Origin of the sequence: Pararhizobium sp. DWP3-4, from assembly GCF_049898205.1 — a bacterium.
In the GTDB taxonomy this organism is placed as follows: domain Bacteria; phylum Pseudomonadota; class Alphaproteobacteria; order Rhizobiales; family Rhizobiaceae; genus Pararhizobium.
Genome location: NZ_JAFCXF010000005.1, coordinates 43,908 through 60,109, shown reverse-complemented (window position 1 = coordinate 60,109; position 16,202 = coordinate 43,908). Strand labels below are relative to the sequence as shown.

The following is a 16,202-nucleotide window of genomic DNA, read 5'->3' as shown; positions in this document are numbered from 1 at the left end:
CTACAGGCCCGGCCATTAGGCAGGCTAACGCTGTCGTTACTCCCACTCAACTCCTGAAGCTACAAGTGGGAACGCGCGACGCCTAATGTCCGACGGCCGTCCCCCTCCTGATTCCAACAGAGTTTTGTCCTGTAGCGTGGTCGATTGGTGATGAGCCAGGTTTCGACATCCCGCAAAAGCCAAACGACGGGGCCCGTCGGACTGTAGTTCATCACGCGCCTCTTCGGCAGCCTCCAATTTAAGGACACCAGATTGCCAATTTTGTCCCTCTCTTGAACAAAGACACTCTTTAACTCGCCGTGCCGAGCCCTTGTCCGACGACACCATCGGTCGACGCGGCTTCGAAATCCGCGAAGAAATCGAGGGACGCACGTACCCTCCTTGATATTGGTCGCCAAAATTCAAAATTGAACGCCGGAACGCTTGGTTGTATTGGCGTGTGGATTGTTTTACGAGAGGACGCGTCGATGAAGACAATCGGCATGCTAGTTTTTGAGGGCGTCCAATCACTGGATGTTGCCGGACCGCTGGATGTCTTTGCCGAGGCCAACGCTTTTATCGAGCCGGATCAGCATTATGAGATTAGGACGATCGGGCCGTCCGATCGGTATGTTACGGCTTCGAATGGCATGATCCTAGCGTCGAACCTTGGCTATGCGGAAACCAAGGGTCGCATTGATCTGTTTCTCGTGCCGGGTGGCCCGTCATTGCCGACCTCTGAGGCACCGGCCGAAATTGTCGATTGCATTCAGCGTCTGGCAGCGCTCAGCGGGGTTTATGGCTCCGTGTGTACCGGCGCTTTTTTGCTTGGCGCGGCAGGCCTTCTCGATGGCCGGAAAGTCACGACCCATTGGCAAAATGCCAAACAACTGGCCATGCGATATCCATATGCAGATGTTGATTATGACCGGATTTACCTGCGTGACGGTCCTCTGGTGACGTCGGCTGGGGTGACTGCAGGCATCGATTTGGCGCTGGCATTGGTTCGTGAGGATCATGGACCGGCCGTCTCACTGGCTGTAGCCAAGCGGCTTGTCGTAGTTGCTCAGAGATTGGGTGGGCAGTCGCAGTTCAGCCCTTACATCGAATTCACTTTGGACGCCGGATCGCCAATTTCCGGGGTCATTACTTACGTCATGGGACACCTCGGTCGAGATCTGTCTGTCGGCGAACTCGCAACTGCAACCGCGATGAGCGAGCGTAATTTTGCCAGGGCATTCGTCGCAACGACCGGCTCCACACCGGCCCAGTTCGTTGAAAGAGCGCGCGTCGATGCGGCGCGCTCCATGCTGGAAGGAACCAGAAAACCCTTGAAACTCATTGCCCACGAATGCGGATTTGGCAATCCCAAGCGCATGCGCGAGGTCTTTGTAAAGCGCCTCGGAATCCTGCCCACCCAGTACCGGGATCAGTTTTTGATCAAATGACGATGCCAATCAGCTTTCCCACTTCGAGTTCAGGATGAGATCGACAAAGTTCTCGCGCTTGTAGGTTGGGTCCATGTAGCCGAGCACGTCGGCCTTCACATTGCCGAATGTGGTCTCCGGCTTTCTCATCGTGCCCAGGCAGAAGGAAGACAGAATGCCGTGCTTGAACTTCAGTCCGCGCGGATGGCATGTGCAGACCTCGTGGCGCTGCGCATCGGTGAAACTGTCATAGGCAATTCCGAGAACGTCCATTTCGACGCCGGCGGTCACGAGCGCGACCGTCGGTCGCTTATGCTGGGGAATTCCCGGTGTCGTGTGCAAGGCGATCGAGTCCCAGACGTCATCGACGTCGCGTTCCGACATGGCGTAGCCCGAGAGAAAGTCACGCGCGGCATTGGCGCCGTCAACTTCGAAACGTTCGGTGTCGCTGGCATACTGATCCATGATCCCCATGTCATGGAACATCGCTCCGATATAAAGAAGCTCGGGATCGTAGTTAAGCTTATTGCGTTCGCCAGTCAGGGCGCCGAAAAGGAAGACGCGGCTGGAGTGATGGAAGAGAAGATCCGTCTCGGTGTCGCGGACCAGTTCTGTTGCAGCTTTCGCCATCGCGCTATCAGGGATTTTAACGCCGGCGACGACCTTGGGTTCGTTTGTCATTGGAAAACCTCCTGTTTTTAAAGGTGAGCGGCACACCTGCGCCGGGGCGGGCGATCAATCGCCGCCAACCCTATATTCCGTCTGTTTAGGGTGTTCGATCAATTCGCTTCAGGGGCTCGATCCTGCCATTGAGGGGCGGAAATCTGCCATCAAGCCTCCGTATCCACGTGACGGGGCGAGGTGACATTGTTGGAGCTGGATCTCTACCCCCGCGCGATTGATCGCTGTTGTCAGCCCGGAGTGACGGTAGCTGCAATGGAGAAAGCCTATCCTGGGGGTAGGAGAGGGAGATCGGGATCGCCAGTTCGGAACCCGGCGGTCAGTTCGTCCTCTACACCAAATCTCCCTCTGCCCGCGCCGCTTCTGCAAGCTTGGATCGCAGCCATAGATGCGCCGGATTTTTGCTCAGTCGGTTGTGCCATATCATCTGGACTGAAGCAGCCGGCGCGGTCCAAGGAAGTTCGCAGACCGCCACCAGACCCGATTTGCGAAAGACATCCGCGAGCCTCGCCGGCGCAATCGCTACTGCTGAAGTCCCTGAGACGAGCGCCGGCAGCGCGAGGAAATGGGGCTGGACAAGCCGCAGGTTGGGGTTCGCACCAATTTTTGCAAACTGGGCTTCCAGCGTGGTTCGGTCGAACATCTCCATGCGGCGGATCAAGCCGCGCTCGGAGATGTGCCCATCCTCAGTGCCACCGGCAGCCACCACGAACAATGGCAGCGCGGAAAGCTGCTCGATCGTGACAGGCCCGCCAGCAAGCGCATGATCGGGAGCCATAATGAGCACATCCCGCTCATCGAAAAGCGACTGCGCGCGGAGGCGATGGGGAATATCGAGGAAGGAGCCAAGAGCAAGGTCTACGCGTCCGACATCAATCTGCGCCGTTAGGTCGATTCTCGTTGCGGGCAGGATCGTGATTGAAACGCCCGGCGCGCTGTCCAAGAGGTCTCGCAGGAATTGTGGAAGCAAAACCGCAGTTATGTAGTCGGTAGCGGCGAGGCAAAAGGTGCTGGTTGATGTATCGGCTCTGAACTCCGGCGGCCCAAAAGCTCTGTCGACCGTTACGAGCGCGTCTCGGATGAGAGGTGCCATCTCGCTCGCGCGGGCCGTCGGCACCATCCCAGCGGCTGTTCGGACAAACAAATCATCATGCAGGATGCCGCGAAGCCGGGACAAGCCGTGACTGACGGCTGACGGGCTGAGCCCAATCGATTGTCCGGCGCGCAGCACATTCCGCTCCCGCATGACGGCATCGAACACCGTCAACAGATTGAGGTCCAGGTTTTTCATGGGCAATGTCTCTTTGGTCCCGCCTAACCATAATGCATGCCATGCATTTTCATATTGTCAACATTGCACTTCCTGAAACGACTCTCGGGGTCAATCATGCGTTGATCCAACCAAAGATGGACGACGATCATGAGCAGCGACGCAGCAAGTATTTCTGATACGGTAGTGACTGTCGATGGCGTCATGCGGGGTCGATTTGCCAATCGCTTCTATCTCGATCGTCCCGTGGATCCTGCAACGGTCAGGGATATCATCGAGGTTTCACGCTATGCTGGGACCGGGGCGAACGTGCAGCCGTGGCACGTGCATGTGGTGTCAGGTCTTGCAAAGGCGCGTCTGATCGAAGCGCTGGAGGTAGCGCACGAGACGGAGCCCGCGGCACATACCTCGGAATACACTTACCTTATTTCAGATCTTTCCGAACCTTACGCGTCGCGTCGGAAAGAATTTGGCGCCGTCTTCTATGGCGCGCTTGGCATCACGTCCGACGACCATGCCGCGCGCGCCATGCAGACGGCAAGGAACTTGCGTTTCTTCGACGCGCCCGTGGGGCTGATTTTCACAATCGATCGGCGCCTGGAAAAGGGTAGCTGGCTCGATCTCGGGATGTTCATTCAGAACGTGATGCTGGCGGCTCGGGCACGAGGCCTGGACACATGCCCGCAGGAGTTCTTCTCCCGCTATCACGCCGTCATTCGCCGAGAGCTTTCTTTGCGACCGGAGGAAATGGTGGTCTGCGGCATGTCCATGGGGTTCGGCGATCCGGAATGGGCCAAGTGCCGTCCGCACAAAAGCACCAATCGAAGACATCGCATCGCTTTACGGATTCTAACAATTTTTGGAGAACCACAATGACGGAACGGGATGAATTGATCGAAGCCGCTGTCGCCTTTATCGGGACGATCAAGCACAGGACACCCGGCGAGGATATGGAGCGCTGGTTGAATGATACGCACCGCCCCGGTAGCCCCGTCTACGAAGACTTGGCTGTCCGAGTGAGGCGGGGAGTGGAGCATGGATGGGCGGCCAATATTGAGATAGCGGGCCGGCACTACCGTCGTAGCCGTCTCCTTGAACCCTGCGAACGATCGCACTTTTTCAGCCTGACGACGGTCTATATGGACAGCCGTGGCGGCAACCTTGCCCCAGCCCGTGTTGGTGAACATGAGCCTGTCTTCAGGGGAGACTACCACCTTCACCCTTATGGCGAATTCAATCTCGTCGTCCCGCTGGAGCCGTCGGCCGAATTAATGGGGCCGCTTGGATGGTGCCATGCCGGATGGACCGCTCCTGCGCCCGGAAGCCATCACTATCCCGAGGCGAGAGGCGGCGCGCTGATAGCATTCTTCTTTCTTCCCTCCGGACGGATTTCTTACGACATCGAGGCGCCGCAGGGGTGATCAACCCACTGCCATCAAGGAGACCATCCAATGACCCAACGTTTGGACTACAACGCTGCCTCGCCGGCGGGAGTGAAGGCGCTCGCCGGCGTTTACGGGCACATCACTCGATCGGCACTTCCAAAGTCGCTCGTCGAGCTCGTTTACCTGCGCATTTCGCAGATCAATGGCTGCGCTTACTGTATCGACATGCATTCACGTGACCTGCTGAAGGATGGGATGAATGTGGAGAAGCTCGTGCTTGTCCAGTCCTGGCGCGAGGCGGGAGGCCTGTTCAGCGAAAGCGAATGTGCGGCGCTGGCATGGGCAGAAACCGTGACCTGCGTTGCGCAGACCGGCGTCCCCGACGACGAGTTCGCCGAAGCCTCTGTCGTATTCGATGGCCAGCAGCTCGCCGATCTCACTATCGCGATCGGTCTGATGAACGCCTATAATAGATTGGCGATCAGCTTTCGAGCGCCACCTGCTGCGGTCACCGATGCCGGTGGTCAAATCGCCACGGCATGAACATCAGGAGACGGTGAAACCATGACCAATACCAGTGTGACTATTCCCGACAGCAAGCTCGCGCGGGACGTGACGCAGTTCATCCACGATACGGAAAGCGATCTGCTATTCTTGCATTCAAGTCGCGTTTTTTTCTGGGGAGCCATCAAGGGGCAACGGATGGACCTAAAGTTCGACGCGGAGTTGCTTTATGTCGCCGCCATGTTCCACGACATCGGTCTGACCGCCGGCTATCATGACAGTCAGCGCCGGTTCGAGGTGGACGGCGCCTTTGCCGCTCGCGATTTCCTGCGCGCCTACGACATCCCGGAACGCGACATTGAGAAGGTCTGGAACGCTATCGCTCTTCATACGACGCCTGGCATTCCAGAGCACATGCACCCTGAAATATTCCTCGTCCAGTCGGGCGCGGGAATGGATGTGGCTGGTCGGGGCTACGATGAATTCAGCGCAGAGCAGCGTGACACGGTCGTGACCGCCTTCCCTCGGGGCGCCGACTTCAACAGCAGGATGATTGACGCGTTCTATGAAGGGATGAAGAATCGTCCCCACACGACGTTTGGAACGTTCAACGATGACTTCCTGGCACTCAAAGACCCGGATTTTAAACGCGTCGATCTTTGCAGCATCATCTATCATTCCCCTTGGGATCATTAACTGGCAAATCACTGAAATATACGAGTGAAGAACTTAAACCTGATCCATCTGAGCTTCATGAAACGGACCTCGACAAGTAATTTACGAGCGACATCCCGGTGGTCGGCGCCGAAGGCGTATCGCATATGGGGGCACTACCGCGGTGGTAGCGCAAAGTGGCACCAACACTGAGCTCCGGCGCAAGCAGATCGTGCTTTTCGGCAAAGACGACGAAAATGCTACGTGCGGTCTCAGTTTTCGATGTCGCCGCTAAGGGCCGCTCGGCAGGCGTGCCTTTTACCTGCCGCTGATCGCTTCCGTGGCAAGGCGGATTAGAAAATTTGGTTCGCCAGCATTTGTCACAGCAGCGCGAGGTCTGTGCTTCAGCGAAAGGCAGCTTTAGTCCGTTCGCCTCCAGAACCCGCCAGGCCGCACCCGGCCCCGTTATGGGAGTGGGAACTGCGCGTTCTCCCTCTGTCCAATGGTGGCCCTTGAACTGGCCGAGCGGACGGAAATCTGAAGAGGAGCGGCCCCACGCGTTGTGGGGCCGCGTCCTTGTGCTCAGAGAGCCTCTCGCTGGGTTCGATCAGCTTTGCGCCCTCAATATCGTCATAGAGATTGTTTCTCGGCCTCCCAAAACCTGCCCTCCACTCGAACGTTCGAAGCTGCGCGCCATGCAGCATCGGTAGCCGCAGCCGTAGGCGTCGCGTGTTCATTCCGCTAATCATGGCGGTGCCGCCATCCCCGCGGCATCACCGGCATGAACGTCACTTCATCCGGCGTCATCCCCTGTTTGAGCCGGGCGTAGAATAAGGCTTGGCTTACACCTCGTGATGCGGCAACCGGCCAAGCTAATCGACCGTCAGCGAGGAATGTCGACAGCTTAATCGATGGCCGCTGTGGCGGTGATCTTCTCTGCCGTAGGGGAGCGGGATGGGTTGCTGCCTTTCGGCCGGACCAGCGAATGCTAAGCCGATGGTAGAAGACCTCAAGTGTAACACCGTTGGCCTCCGCCACGGGCCACGCTAGCTGTCCGTGATCCATCATTATAGAAAAGTGAGGTAACCTAGGATCTTCGAAAGGCTCCGTCATTGCTCCTCCTATTGAGTTTGCCTTTGCAGCGATATTTCGTGCAACCTCAGCTATCTAGCAGATGTGCTGATACCGGCAAATTCAATAGCTTTGCGAGCGGACGGGCGGCATCAGGAACAATAGCGTCCGGTTGCGCGCCGTAGTTTCGGTCGCGGAGGTCGTTATCAGGGCAGCCACATAGTTTGTTGCAAGACCTTGTCTTCTATGCGTCAGAAGCGGACGTCGAAGCGGATTACTTCAAGCTCTTCAGATAGGCCATTAGGTCGTCGATTTCGGAGCGCCGGAGTCCCCAGAAGCGCATCTTGGATCCCGGCGCCTTTTTCTTGGGGCTGTACAGGAAATCGCGCAGCGCCAGCTCTTCCCATACGAGGCCTGCCTCGCTAGCAGCTCTCATGGCTTGGGAGTAGGCATAGTCTGGAAGTGACCCGGCCCTACGTCCGATGATTCCCTTTAGGTGCGGGCCAAACACATTCCGTTTCTCGTCGAGAACATGGCAGGAGCTGCACCGTTCGTAGATGCGCCGGCCTCGTTCAGAGTCTGCCGCAGACACTGGCGCTGCTGTCGCTAGAACCAGGAGGATCGACGCCACTCTCCTATCGCGGATCTTTGAGAGAAGGCTCGGACACCGAGGCGGGCTGCCGTCACGATACCGAAGCCGGCCACGGCAAATGCTTCTGATCAAGCAAGTGTCCGGTTCCTGTCGCTTGTCGACGTTCCCGTTCAAGGGTCGTTCCCGCATTCCCGCGCGACGCAGCCGCATTGGGTGTGGTGCCGTCAAGGCAGGCTCAAATCCAAACCAAGCATTTTGCTGAGGACATATACAATGATCCCCACGACCAGAAGCAATAGAAGGAAGACCACGGCCAGCATGCCGCCCGTGCGCAGGACGGCTCGCCGTTCCTCCGTCCCCGCCTTATCATAGTGCCACTTGACTGCGAAATACATGCCAATGCCCAATACCAGCGCCTTGAACGTGCCAAAGACAATAGGTGTCCACTCCATAATATGCTCTCATGTAGATTAGCGACGCGCTATGACTTACTCCGGGCAAGCCATAGCCATTCAGATGCGATGCTTAGGTGTATCGTCAGGCGGCTGCTCGAATATTCACGCCGCTTGCTTTCTCCGGAATTTCGATACGTTCCGCTTCATCCTTCATGCAGAGCCGGCTTCCTGTGAGCCAGCCTTTCAACAGCAGAATTGGCAGAAGACAAGCCAGAAGCACAGGAGGGAAAGCGATGACAAGGTGCGCCCAGACAGAGGGCGAGTAAGCAATCTGTATCCAGCACACCAGCGCAACACCGACTATACATATGAAGCAGATCACATAGATACCCAGACGATCCTTTGGCTCGGTTGGGGATTGTACCGGGCCATTAAACCCGGTCTTGCCCGGCGACAGCGGAAGCGATTTGTTGGTCATTGCTTTTATTCCCAAAGATAGGAGGCGGTGAAGGCGAACTGGATCCCCACCAGCATCTGCGATTCAAGACCCGGAAACGCCATGGCGGTATCCGGCCGAAACAGCGTCGGCGGATGAGGAGCGGTAGCCGAGGCTTCTCAGTTCTGCCTTACGCGGTGGGCGGCGTTTTCGGCCTGACATAGTCGCGGTCGATCTTGCCCTCTTCCGCCTTGTAGAAAAACTGGCTGTTGACGAGCCAGCCCTTGAGCGGCCTCAGCGGCAGAATGCACGTCAGCAGGAGGAGCGGGGTTGACGTCAACAGGTGGACCCACCACGCGGGCGAGTAGACAACTTCGATGTAGACCGCGATGGCGACGACCGGGATGCAGGTGAAGCAGATCACGAAAAAAGCGGGGCCATCGGCAGGGTCGGCAAAAGAGTAATCCAGGCCGCAGGATTCGCATCGCGGTTTCAGCGACAGGAAGCCATCGAAGAGATGGCCTTGTCCACAACGGGGGCAAAGGCCTTTAATGCCGGTACGGATGGGGGGAAGCGGTGGCCACTCGGTGGTCATGTCGTTATCCTCGCAGGACGAATTGATTACATACAATACACATACAATATTCCTAACAATATGGTAATTGTACAAACCGTCGCAGGCCTGGATGACAGGCTGACGGCTGCCAAAGATGAATTGGTAGCTAATGTTCGCAGCCTCTTTTTTTGCTGGTCGTTTAGTTGTATCGAGTTAAACGAACCATATAATTCAGATTGATAGGATCACGGCGGACCCTCCCATGGCTGCGACATCATGGATACCGAAGCTCGGCTCCAGGGGCGGGCCAATCTACCTTGCGATCGCTGACGCGCTAGCTGCCGACATTGCCAGCGGACAGCTTACCGAGGGTGCTCGCCTTCCGACGCAGCGCAGGCTTGCGGACGACCTCGAAATCGACTTTACGACAGTAAGCCGCGCCTATGCGGAGGCTCAGAGTCGGGGGTTGATCGAAGGCCGCGTTGGCCAAGGCACTTACGTGAAGGCGCGGCGAAACGCTCCAGCTCGCGCGCAGCCTTCAGGGCTGGTCGACATGAGCATGAACCTGCCGCCGCGTTTCCAGAACCGCTCCCTCACCCACCGGATGTGGGAAACTGTCAGGGACCTCGAGGATCAGGGTCTCGACCTTCTAATGCGCTACCAGGAGCCGGGAGGGATCATTGAGGACCGGATGATCGCGACGTCCTGGCTGTCGCGCAGACTTCCGGATGCCGCTCCTGATCGCGTCCTCGTCGCAGCAGGTGCTCAGGGTGCGCTGAATGCTGTGCTGAGCGTTCTGACAGAGCCGGGCGACACGGTCTGCGCGGAGCAATTGACCTATCCCGGATTCAGGTCCGTCGCCTCGCATCTGAAGCTGAAGCTCGTGCCGCTGGAAATGGACGAGCATGGCTTGCTTCCTAAGGCATTCGAGCGAGCCTGCCAGAATGGAGAGCCGAAGGCGCTCTACTGCATGCCAACGCTCCACAACCCCACGACGCGGACCATGCCGCTCGCCCGGCGTCGCGAGTTGGTTGAGCTAGCCCGATTGCATGATGTCCCAGTGATAGAGGACGATGCCTATAGTGCCCTGGTTCCCGACGCGCCTCCGCCGCTCGCCGCTCTCGCACCAGATATCGTCTACCATGTGGCGAGCTTGTCGAAGTGCCTGTCTCCCGCCCTGCGCGTCGCCTACATCGCTGTACCGGAAGGACGATCTCTCAGGCTCGCCAGCGCCATCCGCGCTTCGGCTTCCATGGTTTCTCCGCTCACCAGCGCGGTTGCCTCGCGATGGATCGAGAACGGGCTCGCGGACATGGTGCGCGACGAGATCATCCGGGAGAGCGCCGAGAGGCTGCAAGTCCTGAACGCGACGCTGCACAAATATGCCGAGACCTCATCTGGAGGGTTCCACGTCTGGATGCACGTCCCGAAACCTTGGACACGCGGCGAACTCGTTTCGAGACTTCGTTCTGTCGGCGTCGCCGTCGTCGCCAGCGACGCCTTCGCTGTCTCAAGCTCTCCGGAGGCGATCAGGATCGGACTTGGCGCTCCGGAAAGCTTAGAGGAAGTAAAGCGGAGTATGGAAGTGCTCGCCGACCTGTTGTCACAACAGCCGGCGATCTCGACAATGGTGGTTTGACGCTCCGCTTCGGGGCCGATAGCGGACTTCGGCGAACCGCGGCGGTCCGGCTGCTTTCGTCTCTTGTGTTCGAGAAGCAGTCAGACCGCAGGCGGCCCCGAACCGGTCGCTGGCTTTGGCCGTAGGTGAATGCTTTTGCTGAATAACTCGCTCGCCAACGGATTCAATTTAACCTGATCGGCAGTTCGAGTCTGTCTGAGACCTCGAGTCTTTTATTCAAACGCATTGAATGTTCATGTGGGCATTCAAGGCATTGCTGCCTCCTCGATTAGCCAATTGATGAACGAGTTCACTTCGGCAGTCTCCCTTCTTGTTTCCGCGCAAATGCAATAATAATTGTGAAGGGCAGGGACACTGAGTTGAAGGGGTTGAACAAGGCGCCCTTCATTGAGATCGCGCGCCGAAACGACCTCGTCGCTGAGCGCCACGCCAAAGCCATCTCGGGCGGCCTGGAGCACGATGCCGAAGTCGTCAAAGTGCACGTCGGACTCACCAGCGTAAGGAATGCCGACTTCAGCCTGCCAGCGTCGCCATTGCGAACCGTCATCCTCATGCAGCAGTCGATGATAGGCGAGATCGGAGGGTTGGCGGATGGCGTTCGGTCCACGCAGGAGCTGGGGGCTGCAAACTGGAGTCATGCGGATTCCGTGAAGCAGGCGACACCAGAAGCCCGGCCACGGTGGCATGCCATAAACGATCGCGACATCGGTCTTGCGCCAGTCGACGTCGTGGAAGCGGCTGGAGGTGAGAACCTTCAAGTGGAAATTTGGGCTTTCCTCCATAAAGGTGAAAAGTCGGGTGGCGAGCCAGGCAACGCCATGAACTTGTGGGATGGAGATGGTCAGCGCCCGCTTTGGTGCTCCGCCATATTTATGCGTCGAGAGCTGGCGCACCCCAGTGTGAATAGCGTCCATGGCACTTGCCACAGAGCGCTGGAGCTGGCTTCCGCTCGGGGTCAAAGCCAATTGCCTGCCGCGTTTTTGAAATAGATCGACGCCAAGCGTCACTTGGAGAGCGCGGATTTGCTGGCTGACCGCACCGGGCGTCACATGCAGCTCCGCCGCCGCCGCACTGACATTGCCGAGCCGCGCGACGCTCTCGAAGACACGAAATGCATGAAGGGGTGGCAGCGACATAGAACTCTTCCTCAATCGGCGTTCGACGGATCAAGCATTTTGATCCCGCCCTGGACGTAACTCCTCTACCACGCGATCGGCCAGCGTTCGCAGGACGGGGTCGTTCGCTCGGTCAACCGCGCAGACAATATAATATTCCCGCGCCGCATTGATCGTAGTGGAGAACGGCTGGATAAGCCGCCCCTCGCTGAGGAAGTTTCGCGTCAGCACATCCGAGACGAGCGCCACGCCGCGGCCCTGAACGGCGGAAGCGATCGCCTGCGCCACTGAGCTCACCCGGACACGAGTATTGCCCTCAAGGGCGATCCGGGCCGCGATGGACCATTTCGCCCATTCCCCACCGTCGTCTTCGTGCAGCAGCGCGACGGAGCTCAGCTTTCCGTCCCGATTGCGCAGGTCAAGTCGGGGGAACAAGGTCGGTGAGCACACGGCACAGAGCCGGACCTCGCTAAGCGAGCGCCAGTATTTTCCGGTGAACGGCGGATTATCATAGACGATCGCCAGATCATTGTCCGCCCAATCGACCTCTGCGGCCGTGATCGCCTCGTTAATGGTGAGGTTGGAAATGCCGTGCGCCTGAGCAAAATCGACGAGTGTCGCTGTCAGCCATGCGATCCCGAGCGCAGTCGGTACGGAAACCGATAGCGATGCGGGATGGTCGCTGGAGGTCAGCTTCCGTGATGCCCGCGTCGACGTATCGAGCTGACCCAGGGATATGGCGACTGTCTGCGAAAAATCCCTGCCCGCCTGGGTGAGAGCGACATTCCGGCCCGACTTCTGAAGCAGGATGATGCCCGTCGCAACGCTCAGTTTCTTGAGTTGCAACGAAATCGCGCTCGGACTGAGGTTCAATTCCTCCGCCGCCTGCCTCACGCTGCCGAGGCGCGCAGTCGCTTCGAAAGCGGGGAGATATTGGAGGTAGGGCGGTAGGCGGCTCATCTGGATATCCGGTTGATCGTTTAGCTTTATAGAACGATATTGGTGATTTTAAATTGATTTTTTCAAACTGTTAAGAGTGTTATTCCATCGCCAAAGAGGAGCCTATTTCATGATCTCGGCAACACCATTCGACTACCCCTATGATGACAATCTTGATGCGCGCACGACGGCGCTTGTTATCATCGACCTCCAAGAAGATTTCCTCTCCACTACGGGTTATTTCGCCCGGCAGGGTTATGATCCCGCGCCGCTTCGCGCGATCCTTCCCGCGGTGAATCAGCTCATTGCCGCCTGCCGCGAGGCCGGCATCCGGATCATCCACACGCGGCAGGGCTATCGCGCAGACCTTGCCGACATGACCCCTTATGAAAGATGGCGCCGGCAGCGGTCTGGCCTCGATGGAACGAATGCGCTGCTGCGCTCCAGCCCCGGCTTCCAAATCGTTCCCGAACTCGACGTGCGCCCGCAGGACATCATTGTCGACAAGACCTGCAACAGTGCCTTCACCTACACCGATTTCGAGCATGTTTTGCGTGCGCAGGGCATCACGCATTTATTGTTCACCGGTTGCACCACGGATGTCTGCGTTCACACTACGCTGCGCGAAGCCTGCGACCGCAATTTCCAGTGCCTCACGATCTCCGACGCCTGCGCCAGCGGCGATCAATATGCCCATGAGGCCGCACTCCACATGGTCACCGTTGAGAACGGCATTTTCGGCGCCCTAACCAATACTGCGGCCGTGCTTGAAGGGCTGAAAAAGCTTGGAAAATCTCCGAAATGAGCGAGACTCAGAAATACGTTTCGTTGATGCGCCTGACGCAAAAGGGGCTTGCCGAACTGACCGACAGCGCCAAGCGCCGCAAGGTCAGCGAGGATCGCGTGGCCGCTCTAGGGGGGAAATCGATCGCCTTCTACGCCCTACTAGGGACCTATGATTTCATGCAGGTTTTCGAGATGCCGAGCAATGAAGCGATGATGCAATACGTGCTCACGGCGCGCCGCGATGGCCATGTCGAGCCGCTCATCCTTCCGGCCTTTGATACCGACAGTTACGGCCAGATCCTCAATGCGGTGGGCTAGGTCAATTGTTTAGTTATTCTGCGCTTTTTTAACTTAAAAGTTTAGCTTGTCTGTGAAAGGCGTTCGTATACGACTTCATAGAAATTCGATCCAAGAAGCAAAAAAAGGGAACATAGCAATGATGACCGCAATACTAGGAACGAAAACGACTTTACTGGCAGGCACTATGCTTGCCGTCCTCTTTGGCGCGGGCAATAGTCTTGCCGGCGACCAGAAGCCTGATTTCGTATCGGGCGGTGTTTTGAAGGTCTGCACCAGCGGTGAATTTCCGCCGATGGAATATTATGAAAATCCGGGTGACAAAGACCTTGTCGGCTTTGAGGTCGATGTCATCGACGCGATCGCCAAGCGCTGGGGCGCGAAAGCGGAATATGTGGTAGGCGACTTCAAGGGATTGCTGCCATCACTCGATTCCAAGCGCTGCGATCTTGTCGCGAGCGGCATCCTGATCACGCCGGCCCGCCTCGAAAAATACGATGGAATTCCGTATTTCGGTTCTCACGTCGTGATGGTCACCGCGGCGAGCGACACGGAGACGAAAGTCCCCGCGGATGTCAGCGGCAAGGTGATGGCAATCGAGGCCGGCACATCTTACGAAAAGATGGTTGCCGATCTCAATGTGGAACTCGAATCTTCCGGCAAGGCGCCGATCCAGGCACAGACTTATCCCTCCGCGTCCGGCGTCATTGAGCAGATCCTGGTCGGCCGGGCGACGGCGACGATCACGCAGGATACGACTGCTGCCTATCGAATGCTTCAGGTTTCCGGTCGGCTGAGCATCCCCTACACCTACGATGAAAGTGAAAACTACGGCATCTATCTCAGGAAGAGCGATGGCGACCGGCAAATGCTGAAGGAGGCGATTGAAGCCCTGCAGGCGACCGGCGAGATGAAGACGATTCTACAGAAATGGAACCTGTCGGAAACAGCGACTGATGTTTCCCATGACGTCAACTGACGATAGGGCGTTACAAAGTGTTCCAATTTGACCTCTTCCTGCAGGCGATCCTCAGTGCCCCCCTATTTAAGGGGGCACTCCTGACGATCGGCCTTTCGCTGTGCGTCATGGTCGTGTCCCTCGTGTTCGGCATGGCACTCGGCTCCTTGGCCGGCTCGCCGCGACCGGCGGTCCGTTGGCTGGTGACGCTCTACGTCTGGCTTTTCCGCGGTGCACCCGCGCTACTCGTGCTGCTGTTCGTGTGGAATGGATTGCCGCAGATCTCGGAAATCTTCCGCGCCGGGTGGTTTACACCTTTCGTTGCTGCATTCCTGGCGCTCTCACTCATCCAGATCGCCTATCTGGCGGAAATCCTGCGCAGCGCATTTGCTGCAGTCGGTCGTGGGCAACAGGAAGGGGCCGCAGCGCTCGGCATGCATAGCTGGCAGATCTTTCTGGTCATCACGATGCCGCAGGCCCTGCGGATCGCGGTTCCGGCGCTGATGAATGAATTCATCTCGCTTTTGAAAACCACGTCGCTTGCGACCGTGATCTCCCTCAAGGAACTGATGACCGTCTCGCAGTTTGCCATCGCGACGAGCTTTCGGTTTCTCGAATGGTATGGCGCAGCGCTCGTCTACTATCTCGCCATCGTCTCGGTGCTCACGTTCGCCCAGAACCGCATCGAATATTTTCTCTCGCGCGGCTATCGCTAATCCCCGTTTCACCCACGAGTTGGATATGAACACGCAAATGACGAAGACCGATTTCCCGAAGCCGGGTCCGCAGGCTGCAATCCAGGTGGCTGGCGTCAGCAAATGGTACGGCGCTTTCAAGGTCCTGAAGAACATTGATCTCACGGTGAACAAGGGGGAGCGCATCGTGATCTGCGGCCCGTCCGGCTCCGGAAAGTCGACGCTCATCCGTTGCATGAACCGTCTGGAAGTCCACCAGGAAGGTTCGATCGTCGTCAACGGCATCGAGCTCACCAATCAGCTCAAGCGCATTGACCGCGTTCGAAGCGACGTGGGCATGGTCTTCCAGCATTTCAACCTCTTCCCGCACTTGACTGTTCTGGAAAACTGCACGGTCGCCCAGCGGTGGGTGCGCAAGCTGCCGAAGAAGCAGGCGACCGAGATCGCAATGAAATACTTGGAACGGGTGCATATTCCGGAAAAGGCCGATAAATATCCGGGCCAGCTATCCGGCGGCCAGCAGCAGCGCGTCGCCATCGCGCGCGCCCTTTGCATGAACCCCAGCATCATGCTGTTCGACGAGCCCACGTCGGCGCTTGATCCTGAAATGGTCAAGGAGGTGCTGGACACTATGATCTCGCTCGCCGCCGACGGCATGACGATGGTCTGCGTCACCCACGAGATGAATTTCGCGCGCGAGGTTGCGAGTGAGGTGGTCTTTATGGATGGCGGCCAGATCATCGAGCGCAACAAGCCCGACATCCTGTTTTCCGCACCGACGCACGAGCGCACAAAGCGCTTCCTCGGCAAGCTGCTGCATTGA

19 protein-coding genes are annotated in these 16,202 nt (G+C 57.7%); 11 read left to right on the top strand and 8 right to left on the bottom strand.

The features are described 5' to 3' along the window. Positions 1-467: 467 nt before the first annotated feature. Positions 468-1,427, top strand: coding sequence for a GlxA family transcriptional regulator (locus ACP7E6_RS14305; protein WP_426230393.1), 960 nt, complete (start codon positions 468-470; stop codon positions 1,425-1,427). A gap of 9 nt (positions 1,428-1,436) precedes the next feature. Here the strand turns inward: ACP7E6_RS14305 and ACP7E6_RS14300 are convergent, their stop codons facing one another. Then, the gene (locus ACP7E6_RS14300) at positions 1,437-2,087 is read right to left on the bottom strand and encodes an HD domain-containing protein (protein ID WP_426230392.1); all 651 of its coding nucleotides are present in this window, start codon (positions 2,085-2,087) and stop codon (positions 1,437-1,439) included. 331 nt (positions 2,088-2,418) lie between these two features. Beyond that, entirely contained in the window at positions 2,419-3,378 is a 960-nt protein-coding gene (locus tag ACP7E6_RS14295) for a LysR family transcriptional regulator (RefSeq protein WP_426230391.1), read from the bottom strand. Between the two features lie 129 nt (positions 3,379-3,507). Here ACP7E6_RS14295 and ACP7E6_RS14290 point away from each other — a divergent pair, with 129 nt between their 5' ends. The 4 genes from ACP7E6_RS14290 to ACP7E6_RS14275 are packed head-to-tail and all read left to right on the top strand — an operon-like array spanning position 3,508 to position 5,942. Further along, entirely contained in the window at positions 3,508-4,233 is a 726-nt protein-coding gene (locus ACP7E6_RS14290; protein ID WP_426230390.1) for a nitroreductase, read from the top strand. Further along, positions 4,230-4,778: a DUF4863 family protein gene (locus ACP7E6_RS14285; protein WP_426230389.1), complete on the top strand. Its 549-nt coding sequence runs from the start codon at positions 4,230-4,232 to the stop codon at positions 4,776-4,778. Before ACP7E6_RS14290 ends, ACP7E6_RS14285 begins: the two co-directional genes overlap by 4 nt. Before the next feature lie 30 nt (positions 4,779-4,808). Further along, entirely contained in the window at positions 4,809-5,285 is a 477-nt protein-coding gene (locus ACP7E6_RS14280; protein ID WP_426230388.1) for a carboxymuconolactone decarboxylase family protein, read from the top strand. A gap of 21 nt (positions 5,286-5,306) precedes the next feature. Further along, positions 5,307-5,942, top strand: coding sequence for an HD domain-containing protein (locus tag ACP7E6_RS14275; RefSeq protein ID WP_426230387.1), 636 nt, complete (start codon positions 5,307-5,309; stop codon positions 5,940-5,942). Positions 5,943-7,245: 1,303 nt separating this feature from the next. Here the strand turns inward: ACP7E6_RS14275 and ACP7E6_RS14270 are convergent. The 4 genes from ACP7E6_RS14270 to ACP7E6_RS14255 all read right to left on the bottom strand — a co-directional run bounded on the left by ACP7E6_RS14270 (position 7,246) and on the right by ACP7E6_RS14255 (position 8,989). Next, a complete protein-coding gene (locus ACP7E6_RS14270) occupies positions 7,246-7,752 on the bottom strand; it encodes a c-type cytochrome (protein WP_426230754.1) in 507 nt (168 codons plus the stop codon). A 35-nt stretch (positions 7,753-7,787) separates the two neighbouring features. Further along, positions 7,788-8,015: a hypothetical protein gene (locus ACP7E6_RS14265; RefSeq protein WP_426230386.1), complete on the bottom strand. Its 228-nt coding sequence runs from the start codon at positions 8,013-8,015 to the stop codon at positions 7,788-7,790. Between the two features lie 85 nt (positions 8,016-8,100). Further along, complete coding sequence (locus ACP7E6_RS14260; protein ID WP_426230385.1) at positions 8,101-8,436, bottom strand: DUF983 domain-containing protein; 336 nt, start codon at positions 8,434-8,436, stop codon at positions 8,101-8,103. A 148-nt stretch (positions 8,437-8,584) separates the two neighbouring features. Next, complete coding sequence (locus tag ACP7E6_RS14255; protein ID WP_426230384.1) at positions 8,585-8,989, bottom strand: DUF983 domain-containing protein; 405 nt, start codon at positions 8,987-8,989, stop codon at positions 8,585-8,587. A 223-nt stretch (positions 8,990-9,212) separates the two neighbouring features. On the opposite strand from ACP7E6_RS14255, the gene ACP7E6_RS14250 reads away from it, so the two are divergent. Continuing rightward, positions 9,213-10,589, top strand: coding sequence for a PLP-dependent aminotransferase family protein (locus tag ACP7E6_RS14250; RefSeq protein ID WP_426230383.1), 1,377 nt, complete (start codon positions 9,213-9,215; stop codon positions 10,587-10,589). Positions 10,590-10,834: 245 nt separating this feature from the next. Here ACP7E6_RS14250 and ACP7E6_RS14245 read toward each other — a convergent pair whose 3' ends face one another. Next, the gene (locus ACP7E6_RS14245; RefSeq protein ID WP_426230382.1) at positions 10,835-11,725 is read right to left on the bottom strand and encodes a LysR substrate-binding domain-containing protein; all 891 of its coding nucleotides are present in this window, start codon (positions 11,723-11,725) and stop codon (positions 10,835-10,837) included. 30 nt (positions 11,726-11,755) lie between these two features. Next, positions 11,756-12,664, bottom strand: coding sequence for a LysR substrate-binding domain-containing protein (locus tag ACP7E6_RS14240; RefSeq protein WP_426230381.1), 909 nt, complete (start codon positions 12,662-12,664; stop codon positions 11,756-11,758). Positions 12,665-12,773: 109 nt separating this feature from the next. Here ACP7E6_RS14240 and ACP7E6_RS14235 point away from each other — a divergent pair, with 109 nt between their 5' ends. The 5 genes from ACP7E6_RS14235 to ACP7E6_RS14215 all read left to right on the top strand — a co-directional run bounded on the left by ACP7E6_RS14235 (position 12,774) and on the right by ACP7E6_RS14215 (position 16,202). Further along, positions 12,774-13,448, top strand: coding sequence for a cysteine hydrolase family protein (locus ACP7E6_RS14235; protein WP_426230380.1), 675 nt, complete (start codon positions 12,774-12,776; stop codon positions 13,446-13,448). Continuing rightward, the gene (locus ACP7E6_RS14230) at positions 13,445-13,747 is read left to right on the top strand and encodes a GYD domain-containing protein (RefSeq protein ID WP_426230379.1); all 303 of its coding nucleotides are present in this window, start codon (positions 13,445-13,447) and stop codon (positions 13,745-13,747) included. The genes ACP7E6_RS14235 and ACP7E6_RS14230 overlap by 4 nt, the downstream gene beginning before the upstream one ends. Before the next feature lie 166 nt (positions 13,748-13,913). Beyond that, the gene (locus ACP7E6_RS14225) at positions 13,914-14,705 is read left to right on the top strand and encodes a transporter substrate-binding domain-containing protein (RefSeq protein ID WP_426230378.1); all 792 of its coding nucleotides are present in this window, start codon (positions 13,914-13,916) and stop codon (positions 14,703-14,705) included. A gap of 17 nt (positions 14,706-14,722) precedes the next feature. Beyond that, entirely contained in the window at positions 14,723-15,400 is a 678-nt protein-coding gene (locus ACP7E6_RS14220; RefSeq protein WP_426230377.1) for an amino acid ABC transporter permease, read from the top strand. 25 nt (positions 15,401-15,425) lie between these two features. Continuing rightward, complete coding sequence (locus ACP7E6_RS14215; RefSeq protein ID WP_426230376.1) at positions 15,426-16,202, top strand: amino acid ABC transporter ATP-binding protein; 777 nt, start codon at positions 15,426-15,428, stop codon at positions 16,200-16,202.

Excerpts from the sequence above, each read along its gene's own strand:
- ACP7E6_RS14250 (WP_426230383.1), top strand. The coding sequence starts at position 9,213 with ATGGCTGCGACATCATGGATACCGAAGCTCGGCTCCAGGGGCGGGCCA.
- ACP7E6_RS14270 (WP_426230754.1), bottom strand. The coding sequence starts at position 7,752 with ATGCGGGAACGACCCTTGAACGGGAACGTCGACAAGCGACAGGAACCG.
- ACP7E6_RS14240 (WP_426230381.1), bottom strand. The coding sequence starts at position 12,664 with ATGAGCCGCCTACCGCCCTACCTCCAATATCTCCCCGCTTTCGAAGCG.
- ACP7E6_RS14305 (WP_426230393.1), top strand. The coding sequence starts at position 468 with ATGAAGACAATCGGCATGCTAGTTTTTGAGGGCGTCCAATCACTGGAT.
- ACP7E6_RS14225 (WP_426230378.1), top strand. The coding sequence starts at position 13,914 with ATGCTTGCCGTCCTCTTTGGCGCGGGCAATAGTCTTGCCGGCGACCAG.
- ACP7E6_RS14260 (WP_426230385.1), bottom strand. The coding sequence starts at position 8,436 with ATGACCAACAAATCGCTTCCGCTGTCGCCGGGCAAGACCGGGTTTAAT.
- ACP7E6_RS14280 (WP_426230388.1), top strand. The coding sequence starts at position 4,809 with ATGACCCAACGTTTGGACTACAACGCTGCCTCGCCGGCGGGAGTGAAG.
- ACP7E6_RS14300 (WP_426230392.1), bottom strand. The coding sequence starts at position 2,087 with ATGACAAACGAACCCAAGGTCGTCGCCGGCGTTAAAATCCCTGATAGC.
- ACP7E6_RS14230 (WP_426230379.1), top strand. The coding sequence starts at position 13,445 with ATGAGCGAGACTCAGAAATACGTTTCGTTGATGCGCCTGACGCAAAAG.
- ACP7E6_RS14265 (WP_426230386.1), bottom strand. The coding sequence starts at position 8,015 with ATGGAGTGGACACCTATTGTCTTTGGCACGTTCAAGGCGCTGGTATTG.
- ACP7E6_RS14215 (WP_426230376.1), top strand. The coding sequence starts at position 15,426 with ATGAACACGCAAATGACGAAGACCGATTTCCCGAAGCCGGGTCCGCAG.
- ACP7E6_RS14275 (WP_426230387.1), top strand. The coding sequence starts at position 5,307 with ATGACCAATACCAGTGTGACTATTCCCGACAGCAAGCTCGCGCGGGAC.
- ACP7E6_RS14290 (WP_426230390.1), top strand. The coding sequence starts at position 3,508 with ATGAGCAGCGACGCAGCAAGTATTTCTGATACGGTAGTGACTGTCGAT.
- ACP7E6_RS14255 (WP_426230384.1), bottom strand. The coding sequence starts at position 8,989 with ATGACCACCGAGTGGCCACCGCTTCCCCCCATCCGTACCGGCATTAAA.
- ACP7E6_RS14295 (WP_426230391.1), bottom strand. The coding sequence starts at position 3,378 with ATGAAAAACCTGGACCTCAATCTGTTGACGGTGTTCGATGCCGTCATG.
- ACP7E6_RS14245 (WP_426230382.1), bottom strand. The coding sequence starts at position 11,725 with ATGTCGCTGCCACCCCTTCATGCATTTCGTGTCTTCGAGAGCGTCGCG.
- ACP7E6_RS14235 (WP_426230380.1), top strand. The coding sequence starts at position 12,774 with ATGATCTCGGCAACACCATTCGACTACCCCTATGATGACAATCTTGAT.
- ACP7E6_RS14285 (WP_426230389.1), top strand. The coding sequence starts at position 4,230 with ATGACGGAACGGGATGAATTGATCGAAGCCGCTGTCGCCTTTATCGGG.